23 protein-coding genes are annotated in these 22,504 nt (G+C 69.6%); 11 read left to right on the forward strand and 12 right to left on the reverse strand.

The features are described 5' to 3' along the window. The first annotated feature begins 371 nt into the window (after positions 1 to 371). Both AB0C30_RS41740 and AB0C30_RS41745 read left to right on the forward strand, forming a co-directional pair. A complete protein-coding gene (locus AB0C30_RS41740) occupies positions 372 to 2,690 on the forward strand; it encodes a sodium-translocating pyrophosphatase (RefSeq protein WP_357954528.1) in 2,319 nt (772 codons plus the stop codon). A gap of 239 nt (positions 2,691 to 2,929) precedes the next feature. Next, on the forward strand, positions 2,930 to 3,409 hold the full coding sequence (locus AB0C30_RS41745) for a histidine phosphatase family protein (protein ID WP_357954530.1): 480 nt from the start codon (positions 2,930 to 2,932) through the stop codon (positions 3,407 to 3,409). On the opposite strand, the gene serB is transcribed toward AB0C30_RS41745, so the two are convergent. Genes serB through AB0C30_RS41760 form a run of 3 tightly spaced genes read right to left on the reverse strand, consistent with a single transcriptional unit; the run spans position 3,399 to position 6,329 of the window. Then, positions 3,399 to 4,616, reverse strand: a complete 1,218-nt coding sequence (serB, locus tag AB0C30_RS41750; protein ID WP_357954532.1) for a phosphoserine phosphatase SerB — start codon at positions 4,614 to 4,616, stop codon at positions 3,399 to 3,401. The two genes, AB0C30_RS41745 and serB, sit on opposite strands and share 11 nt — an antisense overlap. Positions 4,617 to 4,665: 49 nt before the next feature. Further along, positions 4,666 to 5,676 (reverse strand): S-adenosylmethionine:tRNA ribosyltransferase-isomerase, encoded by a 1,011-nt coding sequence (locus AB0C30_RS41755; RefSeq protein WP_357954534.1) that lies wholly within the window; start codon positions 5,674 to 5,676, stop codon positions 4,666 to 4,668. Next, the gene (locus tag AB0C30_RS41760; RefSeq protein ID WP_357954536.1) at positions 5,673 to 6,329 is read right to left on the reverse strand and encodes an SDR family NAD(P)-dependent oxidoreductase; all 657 of its coding nucleotides are present in this window, start codon (positions 6,327 to 6,329) and stop codon (positions 5,673 to 5,675) included. Before AB0C30_RS41760 ends, AB0C30_RS41755 begins: the two co-directional genes overlap by 4 nt. A gap of 123 nt (positions 6,330 to 6,452) precedes the next feature. Here AB0C30_RS41760 and AB0C30_RS41765 point away from each other — a divergent pair, with 123 nt between their 5' ends. Beyond that, on the forward strand, positions 6,453 to 7,568 hold the full coding sequence (locus AB0C30_RS41765; protein ID WP_357954538.1) for a GAF domain-containing sensor histidine kinase: 1,116 nt from the start codon (positions 6,453 to 6,455) through the stop codon (positions 7,566 to 7,568). Next, positions 7,565 to 8,188 (forward strand): response regulator transcription factor, encoded by a 624-nt coding sequence (locus AB0C30_RS41770; protein ID WP_357954540.1) that lies wholly within the window; start codon positions 7,565 to 7,567, stop codon positions 8,186 to 8,188. Before AB0C30_RS41765 ends, AB0C30_RS41770 begins: the two co-directional genes overlap by 4 nt. A gap of 9 nt (positions 8,189 to 8,197) precedes the next feature. Here AB0C30_RS41770 and AB0C30_RS41775 read toward each other — a convergent pair whose 3' ends face one another. After that, entirely contained in the window at positions 8,198 to 8,812 is a 615-nt protein-coding gene (locus AB0C30_RS41775; RefSeq protein ID WP_225299067.1) for a response regulator transcription factor, read from the reverse strand. Then, on the reverse strand, positions 8,809 to 10,008 hold the full coding sequence (locus AB0C30_RS41780) for a sensor histidine kinase (protein WP_357954543.1): 1,200 nt from the start codon (positions 10,006 to 10,008) through the stop codon (positions 8,809 to 8,811). The genes AB0C30_RS41775 and AB0C30_RS41780 overlap by 4 nt, the downstream gene beginning before the upstream one ends. A 136-nt stretch (positions 10,009 to 10,144) precedes the next feature. On the opposite strand from AB0C30_RS41780, the gene AB0C30_RS41785 reads away from it, so the two are divergent. Beyond that, positions 10,145 to 11,086 (forward strand): CPBP family intramembrane glutamic endopeptidase, encoded by a 942-nt coding sequence (locus AB0C30_RS41785; RefSeq protein ID WP_357954545.1) that lies wholly within the window; start codon positions 10,145 to 10,147, stop codon positions 11,084 to 11,086. Positions 11,087 to 11,109: 23 nt separating this feature from the next. Here the strand turns inward: AB0C30_RS41785 and AB0C30_RS41790 are convergent, their stop codons facing one another. Beyond that, positions 11,110 to 11,874, reverse strand: coding sequence for a hypothetical protein (locus AB0C30_RS41790; RefSeq protein WP_357954547.1), 765 nt, complete (start codon positions 11,872 to 11,874; stop codon positions 11,110 to 11,112). A gap of 70 nt (positions 11,875 to 11,944) precedes the next feature. Here AB0C30_RS41790 and AB0C30_RS41795 point away from each other — a divergent pair, with 70 nt between their 5' ends. The 4 genes from AB0C30_RS41795 (at position 11,945) to AB0C30_RS41810 (ending at position 14,790) form a co-directional block, all read left to right on the forward strand. After that, positions 11,945 to 12,733: an ABC transporter ATP-binding protein gene (locus AB0C30_RS41795; protein WP_225299059.1), complete on the forward strand. Its 789-nt coding sequence runs from the start codon at positions 11,945 to 11,947 to the stop codon at positions 12,731 to 12,733. A gap of 93 nt (positions 12,734 to 12,826) precedes the next feature. Next, positions 12,827 to 13,750, forward strand: coding sequence for an SPFH domain-containing protein (locus AB0C30_RS41800; protein WP_357954550.1), 924 nt, complete (start codon positions 12,827 to 12,829; stop codon positions 13,748 to 13,750). A 32-nt stretch (positions 13,751 to 13,782) separates the two neighbouring features. After that, positions 13,783 to 14,538 carry a sulfite exporter TauE/SafE family protein gene (locus AB0C30_RS41805; protein WP_357954553.1) on the forward strand — a complete coding sequence of 252 codons (756 nt, stop codon included), beginning with the start codon at positions 13,783 to 13,785 and terminating at the stop codon, positions 14,536 to 14,538. 30 nt (positions 14,539 to 14,568) lie between these two features. Next, positions 14,569 to 14,790, forward strand: coding sequence for a hypothetical protein (locus AB0C30_RS41810; RefSeq protein ID WP_357954555.1), 222 nt, complete (start codon positions 14,569 to 14,571; stop codon positions 14,788 to 14,790). Between the two features lies 1 nt (position 14,791). Here the strand turns inward: AB0C30_RS41810 and AB0C30_RS41815 are convergent, their stop codons facing one another. The 6 genes from AB0C30_RS41815 to AB0C30_RS41840 form a co-directional block, all read right to left on the reverse strand. Continuing rightward, positions 14,792 to 15,631, reverse strand: coding sequence for an NAD(P)H-binding protein (locus AB0C30_RS41815; RefSeq protein ID WP_357954557.1), 840 nt, complete (start codon positions 15,629 to 15,631; stop codon positions 14,792 to 14,794). A gap of 75 nt (positions 15,632 to 15,706) precedes the next feature. Continuing rightward, positions 15,707 to 16,618, reverse strand: coding sequence for a Rieske 2Fe-2S domain-containing protein (locus tag AB0C30_RS41820; RefSeq protein WP_357954559.1), 912 nt, complete (start codon positions 16,616 to 16,618; stop codon positions 15,707 to 15,709). Between the two features lie 30 nt (positions 16,619 to 16,648). Next, entirely contained in the window at positions 16,649 to 17,260 is a 612-nt protein-coding gene (locus tag AB0C30_RS41825) for an HD domain-containing protein (RefSeq protein ID WP_357954561.1), read from the reverse strand. Position 17,261: 1 nt separating this feature from the next. After that, positions 17,262 to 19,451: a molybdopterin-dependent oxidoreductase gene (locus tag AB0C30_RS41830; protein ID WP_357954563.1), complete on the reverse strand. Its 2,190-nt coding sequence runs from the start codon at positions 19,449 to 19,451 to the stop codon at positions 17,262 to 17,264. Positions 19,452 to 19,598: 147 nt separating this feature from the next. Further along, on the reverse strand, positions 19,599 to 20,240 hold the full coding sequence (locus AB0C30_RS41835; protein ID WP_357954565.1) for a hypothetical protein: 642 nt from the start codon (positions 20,238 to 20,240) through the stop codon (positions 19,599 to 19,601). A 1-nt stretch (position 20,241) separates the two neighbouring features. Beyond that, on the reverse strand, positions 20,242 to 20,373 hold the full coding sequence (locus AB0C30_RS41840) for a hypothetical protein (RefSeq protein ID WP_357954567.1): 132 nt from the start codon (positions 20,371 to 20,373) through the stop codon (positions 20,242 to 20,244). 758 nt (positions 20,374 to 21,131) lie between these two features. Here AB0C30_RS41840 and AB0C30_RS41845 point away from each other — a divergent pair. Together AB0C30_RS41845 and AB0C30_RS41850 are read left to right on the forward strand one after the other, a co-directional pair. Beyond that, on the forward strand, positions 21,132 to 21,995 hold the full coding sequence (locus tag AB0C30_RS41845) for a helix-turn-helix transcriptional regulator (RefSeq protein ID WP_357954569.1): 864 nt from the start codon (positions 21,132 to 21,134) through the stop codon (positions 21,993 to 21,995). Between the two features lie 55 nt (positions 21,996 to 22,050). Further along, positions 22,051 to 22,278, forward strand: a complete 228-nt coding sequence (locus AB0C30_RS41850; RefSeq protein WP_357954571.1) for a DUF397 domain-containing protein — start codon at positions 22,051 to 22,053, stop codon at positions 22,276 to 22,278. Positions 22,279 to 22,504 lie beyond the last annotated feature (226 nt).

Genomic DNA, 22,504 nt, shown 5'->3' on the forward strand with positions numbered 1-22,504 from the left:
GGTTGCGGGCCGTGCCCCACAGCTCGGCTTCGGCGTGTCGTCCCTCTGGGATGTCCCAAACCCATGTTTCGGGCGTGTCGTATCGGGCACCTTGTCATGGCCGTAAACCCGGGGAAATATCGGTTGTCAGATGGCAAATCGCCTTGCTGGCTGGGGATTACTGGGGGATTACTGGACGCGTGGCCAAATAGCGACCGGCAGAGCCTTCATATCCGCGCAGCCCGTGCGTAGACTCCCGGCACCGGCCAAGGTGATCCGGCGAAACTGCGGACTCAACCGGAAGCGGCACCCACAACCCGGATGGTGCCGCACCAGCCCGCCGATCTTTGCGCACCGCCCGGGCAGGACGACCGGTCTTGCCGAGGAGAACGATGTTTAGGCACATGCTGGCGGTGGAGCCAGCGTCCAATCTGGCCCTGAGCGGTAACAATCTCACCATCGTGATCGTGGTCGCCGCGGTCGCACTGATCGCCCTAGCCGTCGCTGGCGGCTTGGTGCGCGAGGTGCTGTCCGCCGACCCCGGCACGGAGCGCATGCAGGACATCGCCCGTGCCGTACAAGAGGGAGCCGCCGCCTATCTCGCGCGGCAGTTCCGCACGTTGGCGGTCTTCGTCGTCGTGATCCCTTTCCTCCTGCTCCTGCTACCGGGTGAGACCGATGTGCGCATCGGCCGCTCGATCTTCTTCGTGGTCGGGGCGGTATTCTCCGCGCTGACCGGCTTCATGGGCATGTGGCTGGCCGTACGCGGAAACGTACGCGTCGCGGCCGCCGCCCGTGAGGCGGGCGAGAAGCGCGCCATGCGCATCGCCTTCCGTACGGGCGGCGTGGCCGGCATGTTCACCGTGGGCCTCGGCCTGCTCGGTGCGGCCGTCGTCGTCTTCGTCTACCAAGGTGACGCGCCCGGTGTCCTGGAGGGCTTCGGTTTCGGCGCGGCGCTGCTGGCGATGTTCATGCGAGTCGGCGGCGGCATCTTCACCAAGGCCGCCGACGTGGGCGCCGACCTGGTCGGCAAGGTCGAGCAGGGCATTCCCGAAGACGATCCGCGCAACGCGGCGACGATCGCCGACAACGTGGGCGACAACGTCGGCGACTGCGCGGGCATGGCCGCCGACCTGTTCGAGTCGTACGCGGTCATGCTGGTCGCCAGCCTCATCCTGGGCAAGGTGGCCTTCGGCGAGCAGGGACTGATCTTCCCGCTGATCGTGCCCATGATCGGCGTGCTCACCGCGATCATCGGCATCTTCGTCACCCGGATGCGCGACGGCGACCGCAGTGGCATGGCCGCCATCAACCGCAGCTTCTTCATCTCGGCCGGGATCTCCGCCGTGCTGGTCGCGGCGGCGGCGTTCTGGTACCTGCCCAGCACCTTCAGCGACCTGACCGGCTCGGCCGTGCAGTCCACCGCCAACCCGCGGCTCATCGCCATCGGCGCGGTGATCATCGGTCTGGTTCTGGCCGGCGCCATCCAGCTGCTGACCGGCTACTTCACCGAGACGACCAGGCGTCCGGTCCGCGAGATCGGCGAGAGCTCGGCCACCGGGCCGGCGACCGTCATCCTGGCGGGCATCAGCGTCGGCCTCGAGTCGGCGGTCTACTCGGCGCTGATCATCGCCGGCGCGGTCTACGGCGCGTTCCTGCTGGGCTTCGGGAACGTGACGATCGCGCTTTTCGCGGTGGCGCTCGCCGGCACCGGCCTGCTGACCACCGTCGGCGTCATCGTCTCGATGGACACCTTCGGCCCGGTATCCGACAACGCGCAGGGCATCGCCGAGATGTCCGGTGACGTCGAGGGTGAGGGCGCGCGCGTGCTCACCAGCCTCGACGCCGTCGGCAACACGACGAAGGCCATCACCAAGGGCATCGCGATCGCCACGGCGGTGCTCGCGGCGACCGCGCTGTTCGGCGCGTTCCGCACGGCCGTGGAGCTGGAGCTCGGCAAGGCGAGCCAGGCGGCCAAGGAGGCGCTCGGCGCGTTCTCCACCTTCAGCCTGAGCATCGACCAGCCCAACGTGCTCGTCGGCCTGGTCATCGGCGCGGCGGTCGTGTTCCTGTTCTCCGGGCTGGCGATCAGCGCGGTCGGGCGGGCCGCGATGCGCGTGGTCTTCGAGGTACGCGACCAGTTCCGCAACCACCCGGGCATCATGGACGGCACCGAGAAGCCCGAGTACGGCCGCGTCGTCGACATCTGCACCCGTGACTCGCTGCGCGAGCTGGCCACGCCCGGCCTGCTGGCGGTCATGACGCCGATCGCGGTCGGGTTCGCCCTCGGGTACGCGCCGCTGGGCGCGTTCCTGGCCGGGGCCATCGCCTGCGGCACGCTCATGGCGGTCTTCCTGTCCAACTCGGGCGGTGCCTGGGACAACGCCAAGAAACTGGTCGAGGACGGGCACCACGGCGGCAAGGGCTCCGAGGCCCACGAAGCCACGATCATCGGTGACACGGTCGGCGACCCGTTCAAGGACACGGCCGGACCGGCCATCAACCCGCTGATCAAGGTGATGAACCTGGTGGCGCTCCTGGTGGCGCCCGCGGTGGTCCTGTACGCGGGCAACCCGGCCCTGCGCATCGGGATCACGGTCGTGGCCGTGGGCGTGGTGGTCGGCGCCATCCTCGTCTCCAAACGCCGCTCGGTCACCAGCGAGTCGGCCAGCAACGACAACAACCGGGAGCAGCAGCCGGTGGCTTCCTAGCGACCCCGTCCGGACGCCCGCTCCTCCGAGGTCTGGGGGAGCGGGCGTTCCACATTTCAAGAAACGAGAAGGATCGCGGGTCAGGTGCGGCACCCGCCGCCCCCGGTGGGAAACTGGGCGGATGGAAGACAAGCGGCCCAGCGGCGGCAAGGCGCTGGCCTACATTCTGCTGGCGATGCTGGCCATCCTCGCGGTGATCGTCGCGCTGGGTGTGTGGGCGACGAGAGGAACATGAGCACGTGCGTACGTTGATCGTGCTCCGCCACGCCAAGGCCGCGCAGGTGCCCGGCCTGGAGGACCGTGAGCGTCCGCTGACGCACCGGGGCGAACGCGACGCGAAGCGGGCCGGCGACGAGGTGCGGGCCCTCGGGCTGGCTCCCGACCTGGTGCTGTGCTCCCCGTCCCTGCGTACGAAGCGCACCGCCGAGCTGGCCTTCCCCGAGGTGGCGGTCAGCTACGAGCGTGATGTCTACCAGGCATACCCCGAGGAGCTGCTGGCGCTGGTCAAACTGACCGATCCGGAGCTGGAGACGGTCGTGCTGTGCGGCCACAACCCGGGCGTGCACGAGCTGGCGATCTCGCTGGCCGGGGGCGACTACGGGTTCCGGCCGGGGTCGTTCGCGGTCATCCGTACGGAAGCGAACTGGGTGGACCTGTGGCCGGGCGAGGCGCAGCTGATCACCCGCTGGGACCCCAAGGAGGGAGAGGTCAGCGGGTGAGCACGCCGTCCTCGGCGTCCGCCGCCTCCACCTCGTCCCGGGAGATCCCGAGCAGGTAGAGGATCGAGTCGAGGTAGGGGGTGTTGACCGCGGTGTCCGCCGCCTCCCGGACGACCGGCTTGGCGTTGAACGCGATCCCGAGCCCGGCCGCCGCGATCATGTCGAGGTCGTTGGCCCCGTCGCCGATGGCCACCGTCTGGCTGATCGGCAGCCCCGCCTCGCGGGCGAACCGCTCCAGCGCGCGGGCCTTGCCCGGCCGGTCGACGATCTCGCCGACGACGCGGCCGGTGAGCTTGCCGTCGACGACCTCCAGCACGTTCGCCGCCGAGTAGTCGATGCCCAGGTCCTCGACCAGGCTGTCGGTGATCTGGGTGAAGCCGCCGCTGACGATGGCGAAGCGGTAGTCGAGCCGCTTGAGCGTGCGGACCAGCGTACGGGCGCCGGGGGTGAGCACGACCTGCTGCCGTACCTGCTCGAACACCTCGGCCGGCAGCCCTTCGAGCAGCGCGACCCGGCGGCGCAGGGACTCGGCGAAGTCGAGCTCGCCGCGCATGGCCTCCTCGGTGACCCGGGCGACCTCTTCGAGGCAGCCAGCGTGGCCGGCCAGCAGCTCGATGACCTCGCCCTGGATGAGCGTCGAGTCGACGTCCATGACGACCAGCCGCTTGGCCCGCCGCGACAGACCGGTGCGCTGCACGGCCACGTCGACGTGCAGGGCGGCGGCCTCGGCGGCCAGCTCGACGCGGAGCGCGCTCGGGTCTGCGCCGGAGACCGACAGCTCGATGCAGGTGACCGGCCACTGGGCGAGGCGTTCGATGCGGTCGATGTTCGCGCCGGCGGCGGCGATGCGCCCGGCGATGCCCGCGATGGCGGCGGGCTGGAGCGTCGCGCCCAGCACGCTGACCGACAGGCGGCCGCGCCGGCGCTGCTCCTTGGTCTGGGAGCCGGTGGAGAGCTCCAGCTCCAGGCCGAGGTCCTCAGCCACCCGTTCGACGGCGGTCCACATGGCGCCGAGCGTGCTGCCGGTGCCGGTCGACGGACCGCCCGCGTAGGCGACGAGCACGCCGAGCGTGAGCCGCCCGCGGATGACGACCTGCTCGATGTCGGCCACGGTCACCGGAAAACCCGACAGAACTGAGAAGAGCCTCGAGGTGACGCCCGGTCGGTCCGGGCCGGTCAGGGTGATCAGGAGGGTGCGCTGGTCCACATTGAGCCAGGCTACTGGGCGTACCCTGACACATGAGCACGAGGGGCCACTATCGGCGCAGCAGCAAGTGGGTGTCACCGAACTCGTGCCAGAGATACCCCTCCCGCAACGCCGCCATGTAGGCGCGGGCGAGCGGCTCCCGCTCGGCGATCGCGGTGAGCATCATCAGGTGGCTTGACCTGGGCTCATGCAGCCCGGTGAGCAGCCCGCTCACGGCCTTGACCCCGACGTCTGGCGTCACGATGTGCCTGGTCCAGCCCGCCGAGGCGGCCACCAGCCCGTCGCCGCCGACGGCCGTCTCCAGCGCGCGCACCACGGTGGTGCCGGCGGCCACCACCCGGCCGCCGTTCGCCGTGGTCAGGTTGACCAGGCGGGCCGTGGCCGCGGGCACCTCGTACCGCTCCGCGTAGGGCGGTTCGTCCTTCTCCGGCGAGGCGACCCCGGTGTGCAGGGTGATCGGCGCGATCCCGACGCCGCGCGCCACCAGAGCCGTGACCAGCTCGGCGGTGAACGGCCGGGCCGCGCTCGGCATCTCCGCGCTGCCCGGCACGGTGGCGAAGACGGTCTGGTAAGCGTCGAGCGGCCAGTCGCGCGACACGTAGGAGTAGCGGATCGGCACGCCGTGATCGCGCAGGTACGCCTCCACGTCACGGTCGAGCCTGGCTCGCCACAGGCGCGGCGTCTCGCGTTCGATGAGCCGCAGCGTCGCCCGTCCGGGCAGCGGCAGCCATTCGCCCGGCTCACCGCCGCCGTACGGCTCGGAGGACTTCGAGGTACGGCGGCGCAGCTCGACCAGCCAGGTGCCGTCCTCGCGCGCGGTGGAGAAGTGCACGGCGAGCCGGTCGAGCCTGATGGCGGCGGGCAGCGTCGCCGAGTTGTTGACCACGATCAGGTCGCCGGGGTCGAGCAGCCCCGGCAGGTCGGTGAAGCGGCGGTGCTCCGGCGGGAGATGGCCGCGCGAGACCAGCAGCCGCACCGAGTCGCGGGTCAGCCCTCGGGCCTCGGGCGGCTCGTGCGCCGACAGGGTGTCCGGCAGCGCGAAGTCGAGCGCGGCGGTCATTGCAGGCTCACCCGGCCGCTGGCCGGACGGGCCCTGACCAGGTCGTACAGTGCCGCGGCCACCTTGGCGGGGTCCGCCGCGCCGGCCGCCTCCTCCGCGCCGACGGCGTCGGCCAGCATGCGGGTGTTCATCTCGCCGGGGTCGGCCCACCAGACGGCCAGGTCGGGTTCCTCGGCCGACAGGACGTTGGACAGCTGCTCCAGGGCGGCCTTGGTGGCGCCGTAGCCGCCCCAGCCCTCGTAGGCGCCGGTGGCGGCGTCGGAGGTGATGTTCACGATCGCGCCGCGCGTGGCGCGCAGCGCGGGCAGCGTCGCCTGGATGAGGGCCAGGGGAGCGATCACGTTGGTCTCCAGCAGGGCCCTGAACTCGTCCCTCGGGTACACCGACAGCGGAGGCAGCGGGGTCACGCCCAGCCCGCTCGCGTTGTTGACCAGCAGGTCCAGCTGGGGTACGGCCCGCGCGAGCCGCTCGACATGTGCCGGGTCGCTCACGTCACCGGCGATGGCGGTGGCGCCCAGTTCGGCCGCGACCCGCTCCAGATCCGCCGCGCCGCGGGCGGTGAGCAGGAGCTCCCATCCGGCGCCGGCGAGTGTCGTCGCCAAGGCCAGGCCGAGGCCGCGGGAGGCACCGGTGATCAGTGCGGTGTTCGTCATGTCTTGACGGTAGGAGCGCGGAACCGGCCGTACATCGGGCTGAGGGGCCGCCTCCGCCTGGGCATATGGACCTAGGACCAATGGCGCCCGGGCATGACGGCCCAGGACCATAGAGTGGGTGCCGTGGCCTCCGACAGGGACGAGATCATGCAGGCGGTGAGCACCGCCGTGCTCGCCGTGACCCGGCACCTTTCGGTGCGCGAGGTGCTGCAGGTCATCGTCCGCTCGGCCCAGCGGCTGCTCGACGCCCGGTACGCCGCGCTCGGCGTGCCGGACGAGGACGGCTCGTTCGCCGAGTTCGTCGCCGAAGGGCTCACCGACAAGCAGTGGGACGCGATCGGCCCGCTGCCCAGGCAGCACGGCATGCTCGGCGCGATGCTCCGCGACGGGGCTCCGGTACGCCTGCCCGACCTGCGCGAGGACCCCAGGTTCGAGTGGTGGCCCAAGGCGCACCCGGTGATGAAGGACTTCCTCGGCGCCCCGATCCGCGACGGCGAGGAGGTGCTCGGCATCATCTTCCTGGCCAACAAGCGCTCGCCCGACGGGTTCACGGAGGCGGACCAGGACCTGCTCACCCTGTTCGCCGCGCACGCCGCCATCGCGCTGACCAACGCCAGGCTGTACGAGCGGGGCCGCGAGCTGGCCATGCTCGAAGAGCGCAACCGGATGGCCCGCGAGCTGCACGACGCCGTCACCCAGAAGCTGTTCTCGCTCAGGCTGACCGCGCAGTCCGCCGCCGTCCTGCTGCCCAGCGCCCCCGACCAGGCCGCCGCCGAGCTCGAACGCGTGCAGCGCCTGGCGGGCGAGGCGCTGGCCGAGCTCCGGGCGGTGATCGTCGAGCTGCGCCCGGCCGAGCTGGACCGGCACGGGCTGGCGGAGACGCTGGGCAAGCACGTACGCCTGCTCGACCGGCTCCATCCCGCGCACGTCACGTTCGAGGGCGGCGAGCTGCCGCCGCTCGAGTCGGCGGTGGAGGTGGCCGTGCTGCGGGTCGCGCAGGAGGCGCTGCACAACGCGCTCAGGCACTCGGACGCCGGCCACGTCGAGGTGCGGCTGGCCGATGAGGGCGGCAAGCTGGTGCTGACCGTACGCGACGACGGCAAGGGCTTCGAGCAGGCCGAGTCGCGCGGCCTGGGCCTGGTGTCGATGAGGGACAGGGCGGAGTCCGTGGGCGGCGTCATGACCGTCGCCTCGGCCCGCGACGAGGGGACGACGGTCCGCGTGGAGGTGGGCGTGTGATCCGGGTGCTGATCGCCGACGATCACCCAGTGGTACGACAGGGCCTGCGGACCTTCCTCGACCTCCAGGAGGACATCACGGTCGTCGGCGAGGCGGCCGACGGGGCTCAGGCCGTGGAGCTGGCCGACGAGCTCGTTCCCGACGTGCTGCTGCTCGATCTGAAGATGCCGGTGCTCGACGGGCTCGGCGCGCTGGGCCGGCTCTCGGGGGCGCTCCCCAGGGTGATCGTGCTGACCTCGGTGAGCGATCGGTCCGACGTGGGTCCGGCGATGCGGGCGGGCGCCTCCGGGTTCCTCTACAAGGACGTGGATCCGAACGCGCTCGTGCAGGCGGTGCGGGCCGTACATGGAGGGCAGGTGCTGCTCGCCCCCGAGGCGGCGGAGGCGATGCTGGCCGGCGCCAACGGCTCGCCGCCGACGCTGGGGCCGGTGCCGCTGACCGAACGGGAGCGCGAGGTGCTGGCGCTGATCGCGGCCGGCCACTCCAACCGGGAGATCGCCAGGAGCCTGTCGGTCGCCGAGAAGACGGTCAAGACGCATGTGTCCAACGTGCTGATGAAGCTCGGCGTCCAGGACCGCACCCAGGCCGCCCTGTACGCCGTTCGCCACGGGTTAGCTTGACCTCGCGATTCAGGATGACCTCGCGATGTGGATGGCCAGCTGAGTGCGGTCGCGTAGCCGCAGTTTGCGCAGGATGCTGGAGATGTGGTTCTTCACCGTGCCCTCGGTGATGAACAGCCGCCTGGCGATCTCCCGGTTGGTCGCGCCATCGCCGACCAGAACGGCCACCTCGTGCTCGCGTTCGGAGAGCTGGTCGGCGAGGTCCGGCGTGGCGGGGGCGCTGCGCAGCTCGGCGACCACCCGCTCGGCGGCGACTCCGCCCAGCACGGTCTCGCCCCTGGCCGCCTTGCGGATGGCCGCCACCAGCTCGTCCGGCGGGGTGTCCTTGAGCAGGTAGCCACGGGCGCCGGCTCGCAGGCCGCCGAAGATGTAGTCGTCGTCGTCGAACGTGGTCAGGATGATCGCGGGAATGTCGAGCCGGCCGACCAGCTCGATCCCGTCCATCCTCGGCATCCGCGCGTCCACCAGCGCCACGTCGGGCCTGGCAGAGGGGAGCAGGTCGAGCGCGGCCAGCCCGTCGGCGGCCTCGCCCACGACCTCGATGCCCTCCTCCAGCTCCAGGAGCTTGCGCAGGCCCTGGCGCATCAGCACCTGATCGTCGACGATCAGCACCCGGACGATCACAGGCCCGCCCCCGTACCGGCAGGAAGGTAGACCCGTAACGCGAAGCCGCCCTCCGCGCGGCTCCCCGCGTGCAGCGAGCCGCCGAGCGCGGTGACCCGCTGGCGCAGCCCGGCCAGGCCGTGCCCGCCGCAGACCTCCTCGTCCGCCGCGCCGCGCCCGTCGTCGGTGACGGCCAGCTCGACGCGGCCGTCCGAGGCGCCGAGCACGACCGCCACGCGCCGCGCCCCGGAATGGCGCGCGGCGTTGGTCAGCCCCTCCTGCAACGCCCGGTACATGACCAGCTCGGCCTCCTCGTCAAGAGCCGGCCCCGCGCCCTCCGCCTGGAACGTGACGTCGAGTCCGGTGCCCTCGAACGAGCGCGCCAGCTCGGCCAGCGCGGTGGCGCCCGCCTTGCCCTCCAGCGCCAGTGGCTTGAGCGCCCGCACCCAGCGCCGAGTGTCAGCCAGGGCCTCCACGGTGAGCTGCTGGGCCTGTCGCACCTCGGCCCACGCCTCATCGGGGCGGGCCGCGCGGTAGCGCTGGGCGTTCTCCAGGCCGAGGTTGATCACCGTGAGGTAGTGGCCGACGGAGTCGTGCATCTCGCGCGACATGCGAGCCCGCTCCTCGGCCACCGTGAGCTCGCCCACCCTGGCCGCGTACCGCCGCAGCTTGGCGTGGGCGTCGGTCAGCTCGGCCAGCAGCCGTTCGTTGTCGGCGGCGCGCTGCCTGGCGCCCAGCAGCACGCGGGTGGCGATCAGCGCCCACACCGTGAACACGGCCATCACGATCGTCTCGGCGAGCGACCGCCAGGCATCTCGCCCCATCATCAGATTCGCGGTCAGGGTGAAACCCACCGCGACCGCGCTGAACCACACGCCGCCGCCGAACCCGAACACGGAGACGATGTGCGTGAGCACCACCACCACCAGGGGGATGGTCGTGATCGCGCTCCCGGTGCCCATCCCACCCAGCGCGGCCAGCACGAAAAGGAGGCTGACCGCTCCATGGGTCCGCGAGGCCGCCCGATTCCACCGCAGGAACGGCCACATGCCCAGCATCGCCAGGGGCGGCACACAGAAGAACCACAATCTGTGGTCACCGGCCGCGATCTGGAGCGCGGACCAGAGAAGGATCAGGTCCGAGCCGCCGAAAAGGGCGCTCAGAATGTACGGGGCCCGCTCATCGGTGCCATGTGTCCAACGATCACTTCCGGCCACGCTTCCACGCTAACAGCGGGGATGGCGAAGCCCTCGGGGTCGGCGGCCGAACATGACCTGCGACACATACGAAGACAGGCCGTGATCGGTCTGGGGCAGGATTCGCCCGGCTCGGCCGATCTTTACGTTCGGTGAAATGAACAACGCTTTCGTCAATGCTTCGACGGCCGGGAAACGCGGCACCCATCCGCTCGTGGCGGTCCTGCTGGCGCAATTGATCTACGCCGCGGGCATCGTCATCGGAATGGCGCTCCTGCTGCCCCTTGGCATGCTCTTCCCCGGCAGGCAGTCGGGCCCGCTCTTCGCGGTCCTGCTGGTGCTGACGACCGTGATCCAGCACGCACCGATCTTCGTGCTGCTGTGGCTCTGGACGCGCTTCTACGAGAAGCGGCCGTTCGCCTCGCTCGGCCTCGCCTGGGGCCGTGGTGCCTGGCGGCAGCACCTGATCGGCTTCGGCCTGGGCGCGGCCTTCATCGCGGGCTGGTTGGCACTGCAGTACGTCACGGGCAACCTGCGCGTGGACGGATCGCGGTGGAACTTCGCCCTGCTCTACCTGCTGCCCGTGGCCTACCTGGCCAGGGTCATCATGATCGCTATCGAGGAGATCCTCTTCCGGGGCTGGATCCTGCAGAGCGCCGGGGCGCGGTGGGGCGTGCCCGCGGGCATCGCCGTGTCGTCCGGGGCGTTCGCGCTCTTCCATTTCGTCGGGCCGCTGATGCTGATCGCGCCGCTGCACACCTTCCACTGGGTGCTCGCGACCAACCTGGTGCTCTGGTCGGTGCTGGCGGCGCTGCTCACGCTGACCGGGCGCGGTCTGTGGGCGGCCATGGCGTTCCACGCGACCCCGCTCTGGCTGGCCACCTACGCCTTCGTGGTGGCTGTGCCAGGGCAGCGGCTGCCGGACATGGCCGTGCTCCTGCTGAGCCAGCCGAAGGCGAGCCCGCTGGCCGGGGAGGCGGCGCTGGCCGGACCCTTCACCGGCCTGCCGACCACGCTCCTGCTGGCCGTCCTGTGCGCGGGCGCCCTCGCGGTCTACCTGAGGAGGTCTCGCGTGAGGGAAGTCACGGCCGCCGCCTGACCGTTACGGAAACCCGCGTGCGGCTATGGCCTGACCGGCTCGAAGATGGAGTGGTGCGCGGCTACGAGGGCGCGGCGTACCGCGCGGTCGAGCTCGCGCAGGGCCTCGCCGCTCGCGGCGATCTGGCCCGAGGTGAGCCCTCTCTCGTCGGCCACCCGCAGCACCGCGTCAAGCCGTGTGGCCAGAGTGGAGACGCGGTGCGCCCGTCCCGGATAGCCGGGGGCCAACTCGCCGCCGAGCCGTCCCAGCCGGTCGGGCCGCTCGGGTGCGGGTCCGTCGACTGAGGTCAGGGCATCCGTCGCCGAGCGCATCGCGATCGACAGCTCCCGCTCCGCCTCGGCCACCGAAGGCAGGTCCACGCGTACGGGCCCCGAGGGGTGTACGGCCAGGCGTACCCCCACATAGGACGACCCGCGCAGGTCGGGCGAGGGCACGAGCCCGAGACAGTGGCCGGAGAGCACCGCGATGACCGCCTGACCGGCCTCCACCGCGGCCGCGTTGAAGGCGGGCGGTCCGGAGAGCCCAAGCGGGTCGCCGGGTGCGGGCAGCGCGAGCCGGAGCTCGGTCAGCCCGCCGGATCGCAGCTCGGCGAGGTAGGCACGCAACGGCAGATCGCCCACGACGGGGCCCACGACGGGATCCACGGCAGGGCTCGCGGCGGGGCCCACGACGGCTGGACCTGCGGCGGCTTCGACCCGGTCCACGGCCTCGTCGAGGCCGACGTGACCGGCGAGCCAGGCGTTGCCCCAGGCGACCAGCGGAGGAGAGACAGGTGATTCAGGAGGCACCGATCCACGATATGCGCTCGCCCTGCAATAGGTTTGTCCCGAGCGTTACTCCTAAAGGAGGGATACGGGGATGGGTGGTCAGGTGCTGCGGCTCCAGGACGTCGCCGTCCGGCGCGACGGAGCAGCCCTGTTGCGCGGCATCGACTGGACGGTCAACGAGGACGAGCGCTGGGTCGTCATCGGGCCGAACGGAGCGGGCAAAACGACCTTGTTGCAGGTCGCGGCGACGCTGCTCTATCCGAGCGAGGGGATCGTGGAGGTGCTCGGCGAGCGGCTGGGTCAGGCCGACGTCTTCGACCTGCGGCCCCGCATCGGCCTGGCGAGCGCCGCGCTGGCCGAGCGCATTCCGCCGGAGGAGAAGGTCATCGACCTGGTCCTGACGGCGTCCTACGCGATCATGGGCCGCTGGACCGAGGAGTACGACTCCAACGATGTCACCAGGGCCGTCGAGCTGATCGACATGATGGGCGCCGCGCATCTGATCAGGCGCCGGTTCGGCACTCTGTCCGAGGGTGAGCGTAAACGGGTGCAGATCGCCCGTGCGCTGATGCCCGATCCCGAGATGCTGCTGCTGGACGAGCCGGCGGCCGGGCTCGACCTGGGCGGCCGGGAGGACCTCGTACGCCGGCTGTCGGTCCTCGCCAACGACCTCCGCTCACCCACGCTGGTGCTGGTCACGCACCACGTGGAGGAGGTGCCCAACGGATTCACCCACGGGCTGCTGCTCAAGCACGGCTCGGTCGTGGCCCAGGGGCCGCTGGAACACGTGATGACGGCCGACAACCTGTCGCAGACGTTCGGGGTGCCGCTGACGCTCGATCGCAGCGCCGAAGGGCGCTGGTACGCCCGCGCGCACTAGACGTTGGTACGCCCGCACGCACTAGATCGCGTCAATCCGCTGAACGACCATTAGCATTTACGAAGGCGATCCCCTCGGCCTCGGAGCGTTGGCATGTCCACGGAGCAGCTCATCGTCGCCATCGTCGTCGTCGCCGCGGTGGGGTTCGGGGTGACGCGGACGGTCCGCATCATCCCCCAGGCGACCGCGGCGATCATCGAGCGGCTCGGCCGCTATCACCGCACGCTGAAGCCGGGGCTCAACCTGGTGGTGCCGTTCGTTGACCGGATCAAGGATCTGATCGACCTCCGCGAGCAGGTCGTCTCGTTCCCGCCACAGCCGGTGATCACCTCCGACAACCTGGTGGTCTCGATCGACACCGTCATCTACTTCCAGGTGACCAATCCGAAGGCGGCCACGTACGAGATCGCCAACTTCCTGGTCGGCGTCGAGCAGCTGACCGTCACCACGCTGCGTAACGTGGTCGGCGGCATGGACCTGGAGAGCACGCTGACCTCCCGCGAGGAGATCAACACCGAGCTGCGCGGCGTGCTCGACGAGGCGACCGGCAAGTGGGGCATCCGGGTCAACCGGGTCGAGCTCAAGGCCATCGACCCGCCGTCCTCCATCCAGGACTCGATGGAGAAGCAGATGCGCGCCGACCGCGACAAGCGGGCCGCGGTGCTGGCCGCGGAGGGGCAGCGGCAGGCGGCCATCCTGACGGCCGAAGGTGAGCAGCAGGCGGCAGTCCTGCGCGCCCGTGGCGAGGCGGAGGCTGCCGTGCTGCGCGCCCAGGCGGAGGCTGAGGCTCAGGCCATGCGGGCCAAGGGGCAGGCCGACGCGATCGGGATGGTGTTCAAGGCCATCCACGAGGGCAAACCGGACCAGCGGCTGCTCGCCTACCAATACCTGCAGATGCTCCCCGAGATCGCCAAGGGTGACGCCAACAAGATCTGGATCGTCCCGTCGGAGATGGGCCGGGCACTGGAGAATCTGGGCGGTCTCTTCTCGCCGCCCAAGGATGACCCCGACCGGTAGCCGGGAAAGGATCCGCCTCTAAGCTCTGTCGGATGACAGTGTGGGAGGCGGTCGCGGTGTTCGCGGCGGGGGTCGCGGCCGGAGCCATCAACGCGGTGGTCGGGTCGGGCTCGCTGATCACCTTTCCCACGCTCGTGGCCGTCGGCATCGACCCGGTCGTGGCGAACGTCTCCAACAACATCGGCCTGGTGCCCGGCTCCTTCACCGGCGCGTACGGCTACCGTGCCGAGCTCGCCGGGCAGCGCGAACGGCTGCTGCGCCTCGGGCCCGCCTCGGCGATCGGCTCGCTGATCGGCGGGATCCTGCTGCTGTTCCTCGACCCGAGGGTCTTCCAGGTCGTGGTCCCGGTGCTGATCGGGCTGGCCTGCGTACTGGTCGTGGTGCAGCCCAAGCTCAACGGCTGGCTGTCGGCCCGGCGCGAGAACGACGATCCCCACGGCGGGGTGCTGCTCTGGCTCGGCGTGCTGGGGGCGGGAATCTACGGCGGCTACTTCGGCGCGGCCCAGGGCGTGCTGCTGATCGGGCTGCTCGGCAGCTTCCTGACCGAACCCCTGCAGCGGGTGAACGCGGCCAAGAACGTGCTCTCCCTGATCGTCAACGGCACCGCGGCCGTGCTGTTCGTCTTCATCGCCCACGTGGATTGGTGGGCCGTGCTGGCGGTGGCGCTGGGGGCCACGGTGGGTGGGTTCGTCGGGGCCAAGGTCGGTCGCCGCATCCCGGCTCCGGTACTGCGGGGCATCATCGTTTGTGTGGGGATCGTGGCGATTATCAAACTGGTGTACGGATAAATACCAGGCATTCTGGGTATAAATCCGTACATGAAGGGTGATCGGGTGGAGATCGTCATCGACGCGGGCGACTCATCCCCGCGCACCTACGAGATCGCCGCCACCCGCGCGGGCCGCCGTGTCGAGGTGGCCACGCGGCGGGGGCTGGTCGAGGTCAGTGAGGTGACCAGGAGCGGCACCGCGGTGCGTACGGCGCGGTTCATGTCCAGCCGGATCCTGGCCCTGGTGGAACATCCGGCTGACGAGAGCTGAGTCAGCGGAAGTCGGTCGCGTGGTCGGTGGCCCACTGACGGAAGGTCAGCGCGGGGCGGCCGAGGAGCTTCGGGACCGTGTCCGTGATCCGCTCCGGCGTGTCCACGAACGCGCCCCAGCCCGCGAGCGCGCCGTCCACGAACCGGGCGTCGCCCCACGCGGCCAGCAGTTGCTCGCGGGCGACGTCCAGCGGCAGCTCCGCCCACCGGACCTCCCGGCCGACCGCCTCGCCGATGATCCGCGCCTGTTCGGCCTGTGACAGCTGTTCGGGCCCGCTGAGGACGTACTTGCCCCCGCCGTGCCCGGCCGAGGTGAGCACGTGCACGGCCACCGCCGCGATGTCCTTCTCATGGATCAACGACCTGCGCGCCTCCCCGTACGGCCAGCGCACCACGCCCTGCCTGACCTGGTCGGCCCAGCCGAGCGTGTTGGCCGCGAAACCCACGGGCCGGAGGAACGTCCAGCTCAGGCCGGTGTGCCTGATCAGGCGTTCCACCTCTTGGTGGAACAGCGTCGGCGATTCACCATCGGCCAGATCCTCGACGTCGGCCGACAGGTAGACGACCCGGCGCGCGTGGGCGGCGATGGCCGCCACCACGTCCCGGGCGGTCTCGGCGGCGAAGCCGGGCCAGATCAGGAAGACGGATTCGACGTCCTTCAGCGCCGGTTCCAGGGTCTCGGGGACGGACAGGTCGCCGTTGACCGCCTCGACCCCTTCCGGGAGTTTCGCCCGGTCCGGGTCGCGGACCAGGGCGCGGACCTGGAGGCCCGCCCCGGCCAGTTGGGAGACCACGTGCTTGCCTACGTTGCCGGTCGCGCCGGTCACCAGAATTCTGCTCATGGACGGACCGTAGAACTTCAACCAATGTTCAGGTCAAGCGGTGTCCAGGCCATGCTCGGCCGTACGTAGAGCTGCTCAGGTCATGCTCGGCCGTACCTGGAGCGTGCCGTCGCTGCGGATCCGGGTCTCGAAGGTCGGCGCGGGCGCGGTCGCCGGACCGTGCTTGACAGACCCGTCAACCAGCCGGAACGTGCTGCCGTGCCAGGGGCAGACCACGCACGCCTCGCCGTTCTCCACGATGAGCCGGCCCTGGTGGAGCGGGCCCGCGAGGTGCGAGCACCGGTCGGCGAGCACGGTGACGCCCGAGCTGTGCCGCAGCACGAAGAGCTGGATGTAACCGAGCCGCCGCGACACGGGGCGACCCTGAGGCAGGTCGTTGACCAGGCAAAGGTCGTGCCAGCCCAGCGGTACGAGATGGGTCACCTGGGGCGCGTGGTTGGCGCCCGCCGCCTGCCGATAGGCCAGATTCCCGCCCAGGTAGGCGCCGAGACCGCCGACGCTCAGACCGGCGATGGTCAGCATCTTGCCGGCGCGCTCGTTCCCGCGCAGCCGGGCCAGGAGCGAGGCGGAGAAGAGCCCCAGCGCGGTCACGTTCGACAGCATGTGGACGAACCCGACACGCTGCTGCTCGCGATGGAGAGACGACCAGTCGGTCAGGCCGGCGGCCGCGGTGGGCAGCGCGCTGCCGATGCCCGTGGCCAGCAGGAGTCGCGCGGCCCGGGGATCGGTGCTGGTCCAGTCGAGCACCGCGGTAGACGTCCAGCAGCCCAGGCTGAAGGTGGCGAGCGGCGGGTGCAGCGGTTTGCCCGTGGGCACGCCGTGCAGCCAGTCGCGCAGCCGTCCCGGCCGGATCCCCTTGCGTATGGCCTTGGCCAGCACTCGGATCGGCTCGTCCATGGCTTTGGACCTCTCGAGCCGGTCGGCCAGGTCGACCGGCCCCACGAAACGCCGCGACTGCCGCCTTCTCGCTCGTACTTTCTCTTTCACGACAAGTCCCCTACCCCGGCCATAAGGGCATCACTCGGACAGGTGGCCCCTGGCGATGGAGAGCTCGACCAGCTCGAGCGCGTACGCCCCGAGCGACGGCGAGCCGTCCTCGATGAGCCGTACCTTCTCCTTGACCTGCGCGGCCGTCACCTTGAACAGCGGCCAGGTGCCGCCCTCCGTGTGATGGTTGGCCAGGATCGGCGCGAAGCGGTCGAGCGCTCGGGCGAACTTCGCCTCCGGCGTCTCCCTGGCCTCGAACTCATCCCAGAGTGCCCGCATCGCCGCCCCCTGCTCACCCGGGAGCAACGCGAAGATGCGGTCCGCGGCGGCCCGTTCCGCTGCGGGCTGGGCGGCCACCGCGGCCGTGTCGTAGATGAAGGTGTCACCGGCGTCGATCTCGACCAGGTCGTGCACGAGCAGCATGGACACCACCCGTTGGATGTCGGTGTCGGGTGGCGCGTGCTCGGCCAGGACCATGGCCAGCATGCCTACGTACCAGGAGTGCTCTGCGTCGTTCTCTCGCCGTGAGCCGTCCATGAGATGGTTGCGGCGGATGATCCGCTTCAACTTGTCGATCTCGACGGCGAAGGCGATCTGGGCGGTCAGGCGGTCCTCTTCTGGTGCGATAGTCACGCGCGACACCTTAATGTGCGGTGATCACCCCGGTTGGCAAAATCGTCACCGGAACCCCATTGAACACGGCATTTCCCGACGGAACGTCGATTGTCGACTCATCGGTCAGTATGTTCGCGCTCACCCCGGCGTGTTCGGCGGCGATCAGCTGAGCGCTGCCCGCGTGTCCCCAGCCGTGGGGCAGGCTGACCACGCCCGGCATGATCGTGTCGGTGGGTTCGAGCGGCACTCTGAGCTCCCCCGTGGCCGAGCGGACCAGGGCCTCCCCGTCCAGCCCGAGCCTGGCCACGTCGGCCGGGTTGATCTGGAGCGTGCAGGTGTTGCTGCCGCCGACCAGCGGGGCCACGTTGTGCAGCCAGCTGTTGTTGGAGCGCAGGTGGCGCCGCCCGATCAGGACGATCTCCGGCGGCTCCTGCTCCAGCCCGGCGCGCAGCCGCTCCACGTCCTCGATGAGCTGCGGTGGCGCGAGCTCGATCACCCCGGAGGCGGTCCTCAGCACCTCGCCCAGCCGGGGCTCCAGCGGCCCGAGATCCAGCCCGTGCGGGTTGTCGAGCAGCTTGCGCAGCGACAGGTCGCCCTTGCCCGTCCACTCTCCGTACGGGCCCAGCTTGAGCATCAGGTCGAGCCGTCGCTCGGCCCCGCAATCGCCTTCGAGCGCGGCCCGCAGCTCGGCCACGTCGCGCCCCTCCACGCCCGAGCCCGGCAGGCCGACCGCCTTGCGCAGCATCTGGTCGAGGACGAACTCGTCGAGATCGCCTTCCAGCCCGGAGGCGATCATGGTCAGCCGGGCCAGGATCTGCGCCTCCGACGGCTGCCCGTCCAGCGGCAGCGACGGCGGCGAGTAGCGGGCGTAGTTGCGCACCGCGAAGTTGAGCAGGGCGAAGTCGTAGTGCCCCGACTGGAGGGCCCGCGGCGGCGGCAGGATGACGTTCGCGTGCTTGGTGGTCTCGTTCAGGTAGGGGTCGACGCTGATCATGAAGTCGAGCCGCTCGAGGGCCGCGTCGAGCCGGGTGCCGTGTGGCGCGGAGAGCACCGGATTGCCGGCCACGGTGAGGAGGAACCGGATCTGCCCGTCACCGGGCGTCTCGATCTCGTCGGCGAGCGTGGCGACCGGCAACTCGCCGTTGGCCTCGGGCAGGCCCCTGACCCGGCTCTTCCACCGGCCCACGGTGTAGGGGCGGCGGGCCAGGCCGAACTCGGTGGCGGGTTTGGCGAACATGGCGCCGCCGGGCCGGTCGAGGTTGCCGGTCAGCACGTTGAGCACGTCCACCAGCCACTGGGCCAGCGTGCCGAACTCGGCCGTACACGTGCCGATCCTGGCGTAGACGGCCGCCGTCCTGGCCGCCGCCAGCTCCCTGGCCAGCCGGACGATCATCTCGGCGGGCACGCCGGTGCGGCGGGACACCACCTCGGGCGGGAAGTGCTTGGCCGCTTCGCGTAACTCCTCCAGGCCGTTGACCTCATGGGACACCGTGGTCAGGTCCTCGGCGAAGAGCGTGTGCGTGATCCCGAAGAGCAGGTAGGCGTCGGTGCCCGGACGTACGAACACGTGCTCGTCGGCCAGTCCGGCGGTCCTGGTGCGGCGGGGATCGACCACGACGAGCCGGCCGCCGCGGGCGCGCAGCGCCTTGAGCCGGCCGGGGAAGTCGGGCGCGGTGCACAGCGAGCCGTTGGACTCCAACGGGTTGGCGCCCAGCATGAGCAGGTAGTCGGTCCGGTCGAGGTCCGGCACCGGGACGGCGAGCGGATGGCCGAACATCAGCCCGCTGGCGACGTGCTTGGGCATCTGGTCGGCGGTGCTGGCCGAGAAGATGTTGCGGGTGCCGAGGGACTTGAGCAGCGGCGTGCCGTAGAGCTGGCCCGCCATGTTGTGCACGTTGGGGTTGCCGAGATAGACGCCGACCGACTGGCGGCCGTGCCGCTCCGTGACCTGGTCGAGGCCCTGCTTGACGGCGGCGAACGCCTCGTCCCAGCCGACCTCGCGCCAGAGCTCGCCCTCCCTGATCAGCGGCTTGCGCAGCCGGTCGGGGTCCTCGTCCAGGCGGCCCAGGCTGGCGCCCTTGGGGCAGATGAAGCCCTTGCTGAACGGGTCCTCCTTGTCGCCCCGCACGCTCGTCACGTGCCCGCCCTCGTCGAGGGTGAGTGTCAGGCCGCACACGGCCTCGCACAGGGGACAGGTCCGGTGAACGGTCGACGTCATCACGGCTCCTGAGTTCGTCGGTGGAACTCATCTTTGCTCGTACGACACATATGGGGAAGCCCCGGAGCCCCCGCGGTCTCCGGGGCTTGCACTGGGGAGCGTTCGGCCCAGGCCCGAGCCGCCACTCCCCAGGTCATGGGCAGGCAGTCAGCCGACCTGCGGCAGGGCGAACGGCCTGGCCAGATCAGGGGGCTCCTCGAGGTCGGTCCTCAGCGAGGCCCAGGCGCGGCCGTAGAGCCGGTCGAGTCCGGGGGAGACGGCGCCGGGCAGCTCCTCACGCCGGACGATCTCCACGATCAGCAGGTGCGCCCATTTGCGGTGCCGGTAGACGTTGGCGCTCCTGGCCCAGCACGCCGCCGCGATCTCCTCGGCGTACGCCTCGAACTCCGCGGCGGAGATGCCCGCCCTGGTCATCACCAGGGCCTTCTCGCCCGTACGCGTGGGCGTGATCCACAACACCAGCGGGATCCGGCCCGCGCGGGTGTGCATGGTGGTCTCCAGGCAGGTCTTCTGCAGCCGGTGCCTGGACGCCACGCACCAGAAGTGCGCCATCACCCAGTTGCGACCGGTCCTGGTCACCGCGGGCGCGGAGATCGCGCTGGTCAGCATGATGAACGGCCACCACCGGCCCTGCTGGGTGGCGCCCAGGAGGGTCAGCACGAACAGGCTGAGCGCCCCGATCAGCAGCAACTCGGTACGAATCCGCCAGAGCCTGGCCAGCAGGCCGGTACGGGTGGGCGGCAGGTCCTCGTTGGCGGGGTAGATCTGGTTGCGCGGGTTCCTCGACATCTCAGGACACCTCCTCGGCGATTCGGGAGGGGATCGTGAGCTGGTCGAATCGGGGGTCGCGGTAGCGACGAGCGCCGAATCCGATCTTGTCGACGGTCCAGCCGCGCCGGTAGGCGAACTCATCCGGCTCCATGCAGATTTCTCGATCCGCCCATGCCATGAGTTCCCGGATCCGGGTCTTGATTCGGCTGAGTCCCTTGGTACCTTGTGAGTACATGGAACACCTCTTTCGCGGCATTACTCGAGGTGGGTTCTTTCGCCGGATCGCAGGCTGATGACCGGTGGCGCCGCAGGGTGGCAGCCCTTTTGAGCGGCTAATAGGTGGTCAGCCTGGGTCCGGCTTCTTGGTGTTTCTGCGCGCTCGAATGAGCGACATGCGCTGTGGTCAGTCAGATGCGTGCGGGGTCCTTCCGGCAAGCGGCCTCCCTGGGGCAGAGATTCAAATCCGGGACGGCGACGTTGCCGGAGGTGCGGCCCGCGTGGCCGCCAGCGATGAAGAGCGGTAGGCCCGGTGTGGTAGGCCGTGTCGTCATCTCGGCCCCCCATCCGTCGGTTACCTTCCAGGGCTCGATCGTCTCTCCCGGATGGGCCTGGTGCAATACATTCAGCAAGAGAAGATTTAGTTTTCTTCGGACCTTGCTTGATATTTTGCGGTGCAACTTGCACGTCAACTGTTAGGCGCTCCTGGCGCATGAGCGGTTCAGGGAGGTCGTCGGCTGCCGTCCCGCTCCGGGTTGGGCCCCCTCTTGCCCCTTAAGCTCACTCCGTGAAACCCTTACGGCAAGCCTCAGTGGCAGTGCTCGTGCAAGTTGCAGTGTAAGATTGGCCGAACGGCTAAGTGACCTTTCCCCGTTTCACCTTCACCTTCATTCCCGACGAGGAGAGTGGACGGTGCCATCGCAGCAGGGCAGTCCGACTGTTCGCAGGCTCAGACTCGGTCAGGAGCTACGCCTCCTCCGCGAGCGAAGGAAGCTGACGGGAGCCAGAGCGGCCGGCGATCTGGGCTGGAGTCCCAGCAAGATCAGCCGGATCGAAGCGGCCAAGACCATGCCAAGTGCCGAGGACATCAAGGCATTGGCAGAGCTCTACAAGATCGACAGTGAGAAACGTGACGAACTCTTCGCCCTGCTGAGGGATGCGGATCAGCGTGGGTGGTGGGAAGATTACGAAGACGCCCTCCCGGAGGAATACACAAGATTCCTCGGGCTGGAAGCGGAGGCGACCTTCCAGCGCAACTGGGAACCCCAGATCGTGCCTGGTCTCCTCCAGACTGAGGACTACGCACGGGAGGTCGTCCTTTCCGTCCGTGGCATCTCACGGATCACGCACAGCGGTGTCCGGAGCCGGGTCGAGGCGCGCCTGGATCGGCAGCAGCGGGTGTTGCATCGCCCACAGCCGTCCCAGCTACGTTTCGTGCTCGACGAGCCGGCGCTGATGCGTCGTTTCGGTGAGCCCTCGGTCATGCGTGCGCAGATGGAGCATCTCCTGGAGATGTCGCTGTTACCGCACGTCAGTGTGCAGATACTGGCGACGGATGCGGTGCACCCCGTCAACACGGGGGCGTTCATCCATCTGAAGTTCGCGGAATTCGACGATGTTGTATACCTGGAGCAGCTCTACACGGCCAACTTCGTCGAAGACCTCGAACGTGTAGCCGGATATGAGACGGCCTTCGACTACATCGAGTCCCAAGCGCTTGACGAGGACGAGTCACGTGTCCTCATCCAGCGCAAGGCCATGATGTGGCGGGGCTAGCGACAAAGATCACAACAAGGGGCAATGGTGCCCCTTTCGCCCGTTTGGGGAGAAAATGTACATCGATCCCGTGGTAGCGACCTGGCAGAAGAGCAGCTTCTGCAACGGCGCGAGCAGCTGCGTCGAAGTCGCACCCCTTGCCGACGGAAACGTCGCTTTGAGGGACGGCAAGGAGCAGGACGGTCCCGTCCTGGTCTTCACGCCGAGTGAATGGGCCGCCTTTACGGCCGGGGTCCGCGATGGCGAGTTCGACCTGACCTCGCTTGCCGCTACCGCTTCATGAAAAACGGCCCTGGCAGGTTGCTGGCACAACACCATCAGGGCCGCCACGCACTCCAGTTCGACCTTGTACGCGAGATCTGAAGATCTTCATATCTTGGCCTGAACCGCGTTGGAGATCAACTAGCCACACCAGGTTCGAAGCAGGGGATCAGTCCTCAATCGCGGAGTACGGTCTGACGACTCCAGCCGAAGAGCCCTCTGCCCTCCATTTGGACCGCCCACAACGG

Source organism: Nonomuraea sp. NPDC048901, assembly GCF_040649695.1.
Classification (GTDB): domain Bacteria; phylum Actinomycetota; class Actinomycetes; order Streptosporangiales; family Streptosporangiaceae; genus Nonomuraea.

What these genes read in the sequence shown, in the direction of transcription:
- AB0C30_RS41740 (WP_357954528.1), top strand. Translation starts at nt 372, where the DNA reads ATGTTTAGGCACATGCTGGCGGTGGAGCCAGCGTCCAATCTGGCCCTG.
- AB0C30_RS41755 (WP_357954534.1), bottom strand. Translation starts at nt 5,676, where the DNA reads ATGACCGCCGCGCTCGACTTCGCGCTGCCGGACACCCTGTCGGCGCAC.
- AB0C30_RS41760 (WP_357954536.1), bottom strand. Translation starts at nt 6,329, where the DNA reads ATGACGAACACCGCACTGATCACCGGTGCCTCCCGCGGCCTCGGCCTG.
- AB0C30_RS41785 (WP_357954545.1), top strand. Translation starts at nt 10,145, where the DNA reads ATGAACAACGCTTTCGTCAATGCTTCGACGGCCGGGAAACGCGGCACC.
- AB0C30_RS41795 (WP_225299059.1), top strand. Translation starts at nt 11,945, where the DNA reads ATGGGTGGTCAGGTGCTGCGGCTCCAGGACGTCGCCGTCCGGCGCGAC.
- AB0C30_RS41800 (WP_357954550.1), top strand. Translation starts at nt 12,827, where the DNA reads ATGTCCACGGAGCAGCTCATCGTCGCCATCGTCGTCGTCGCCGCGGTG.
- AB0C30_RS41805 (WP_357954553.1), top strand. Translation starts at nt 13,783, where the DNA reads ATGACAGTGTGGGAGGCGGTCGCGGTGTTCGCGGCGGGGGTCGCGGCC.
- AB0C30_RS41810 (WP_357954555.1), top strand. Translation starts at nt 14,569, where the DNA reads ATGAAGGGTGATCGGGTGGAGATCGTCATCGACGCGGGCGACTCATCC.
- AB0C30_RS41815 (WP_357954557.1), bottom strand. Translation starts at nt 15,631, where the DNA reads ATGAGCAGAATTCTGGTGACCGGCGCGACCGGCAACGTAGGCAAGCAC.
- AB0C30_RS41830 (WP_357954563.1), bottom strand. Translation starts at nt 19,451, where the DNA reads ATGACGTCGACCGTTCACCGGACCTGTCCCCTGTGCGAGGCCGTGTGC.
- AB0C30_RS41835 (WP_357954565.1), bottom strand. Translation starts at nt 20,240, where the DNA reads ATGTCGAGGAACCCGCGCAACCAGATCTACCCCGCCAACGAGGACCTG.
- AB0C30_RS41840 (WP_357954567.1), bottom strand. Translation starts at nt 20,373, where the DNA reads ATGGAGCCGGATGAGTTCGCCTACCGGCGCGGCTGGACCGTCGACAAG.
- AB0C30_RS41850 (WP_357954571.1), top strand. Translation starts at nt 22,051, where the DNA reads ATGTACATCGATCCCGTGGTAGCGACCTGGCAGAAGAGCAGCTTCTGC.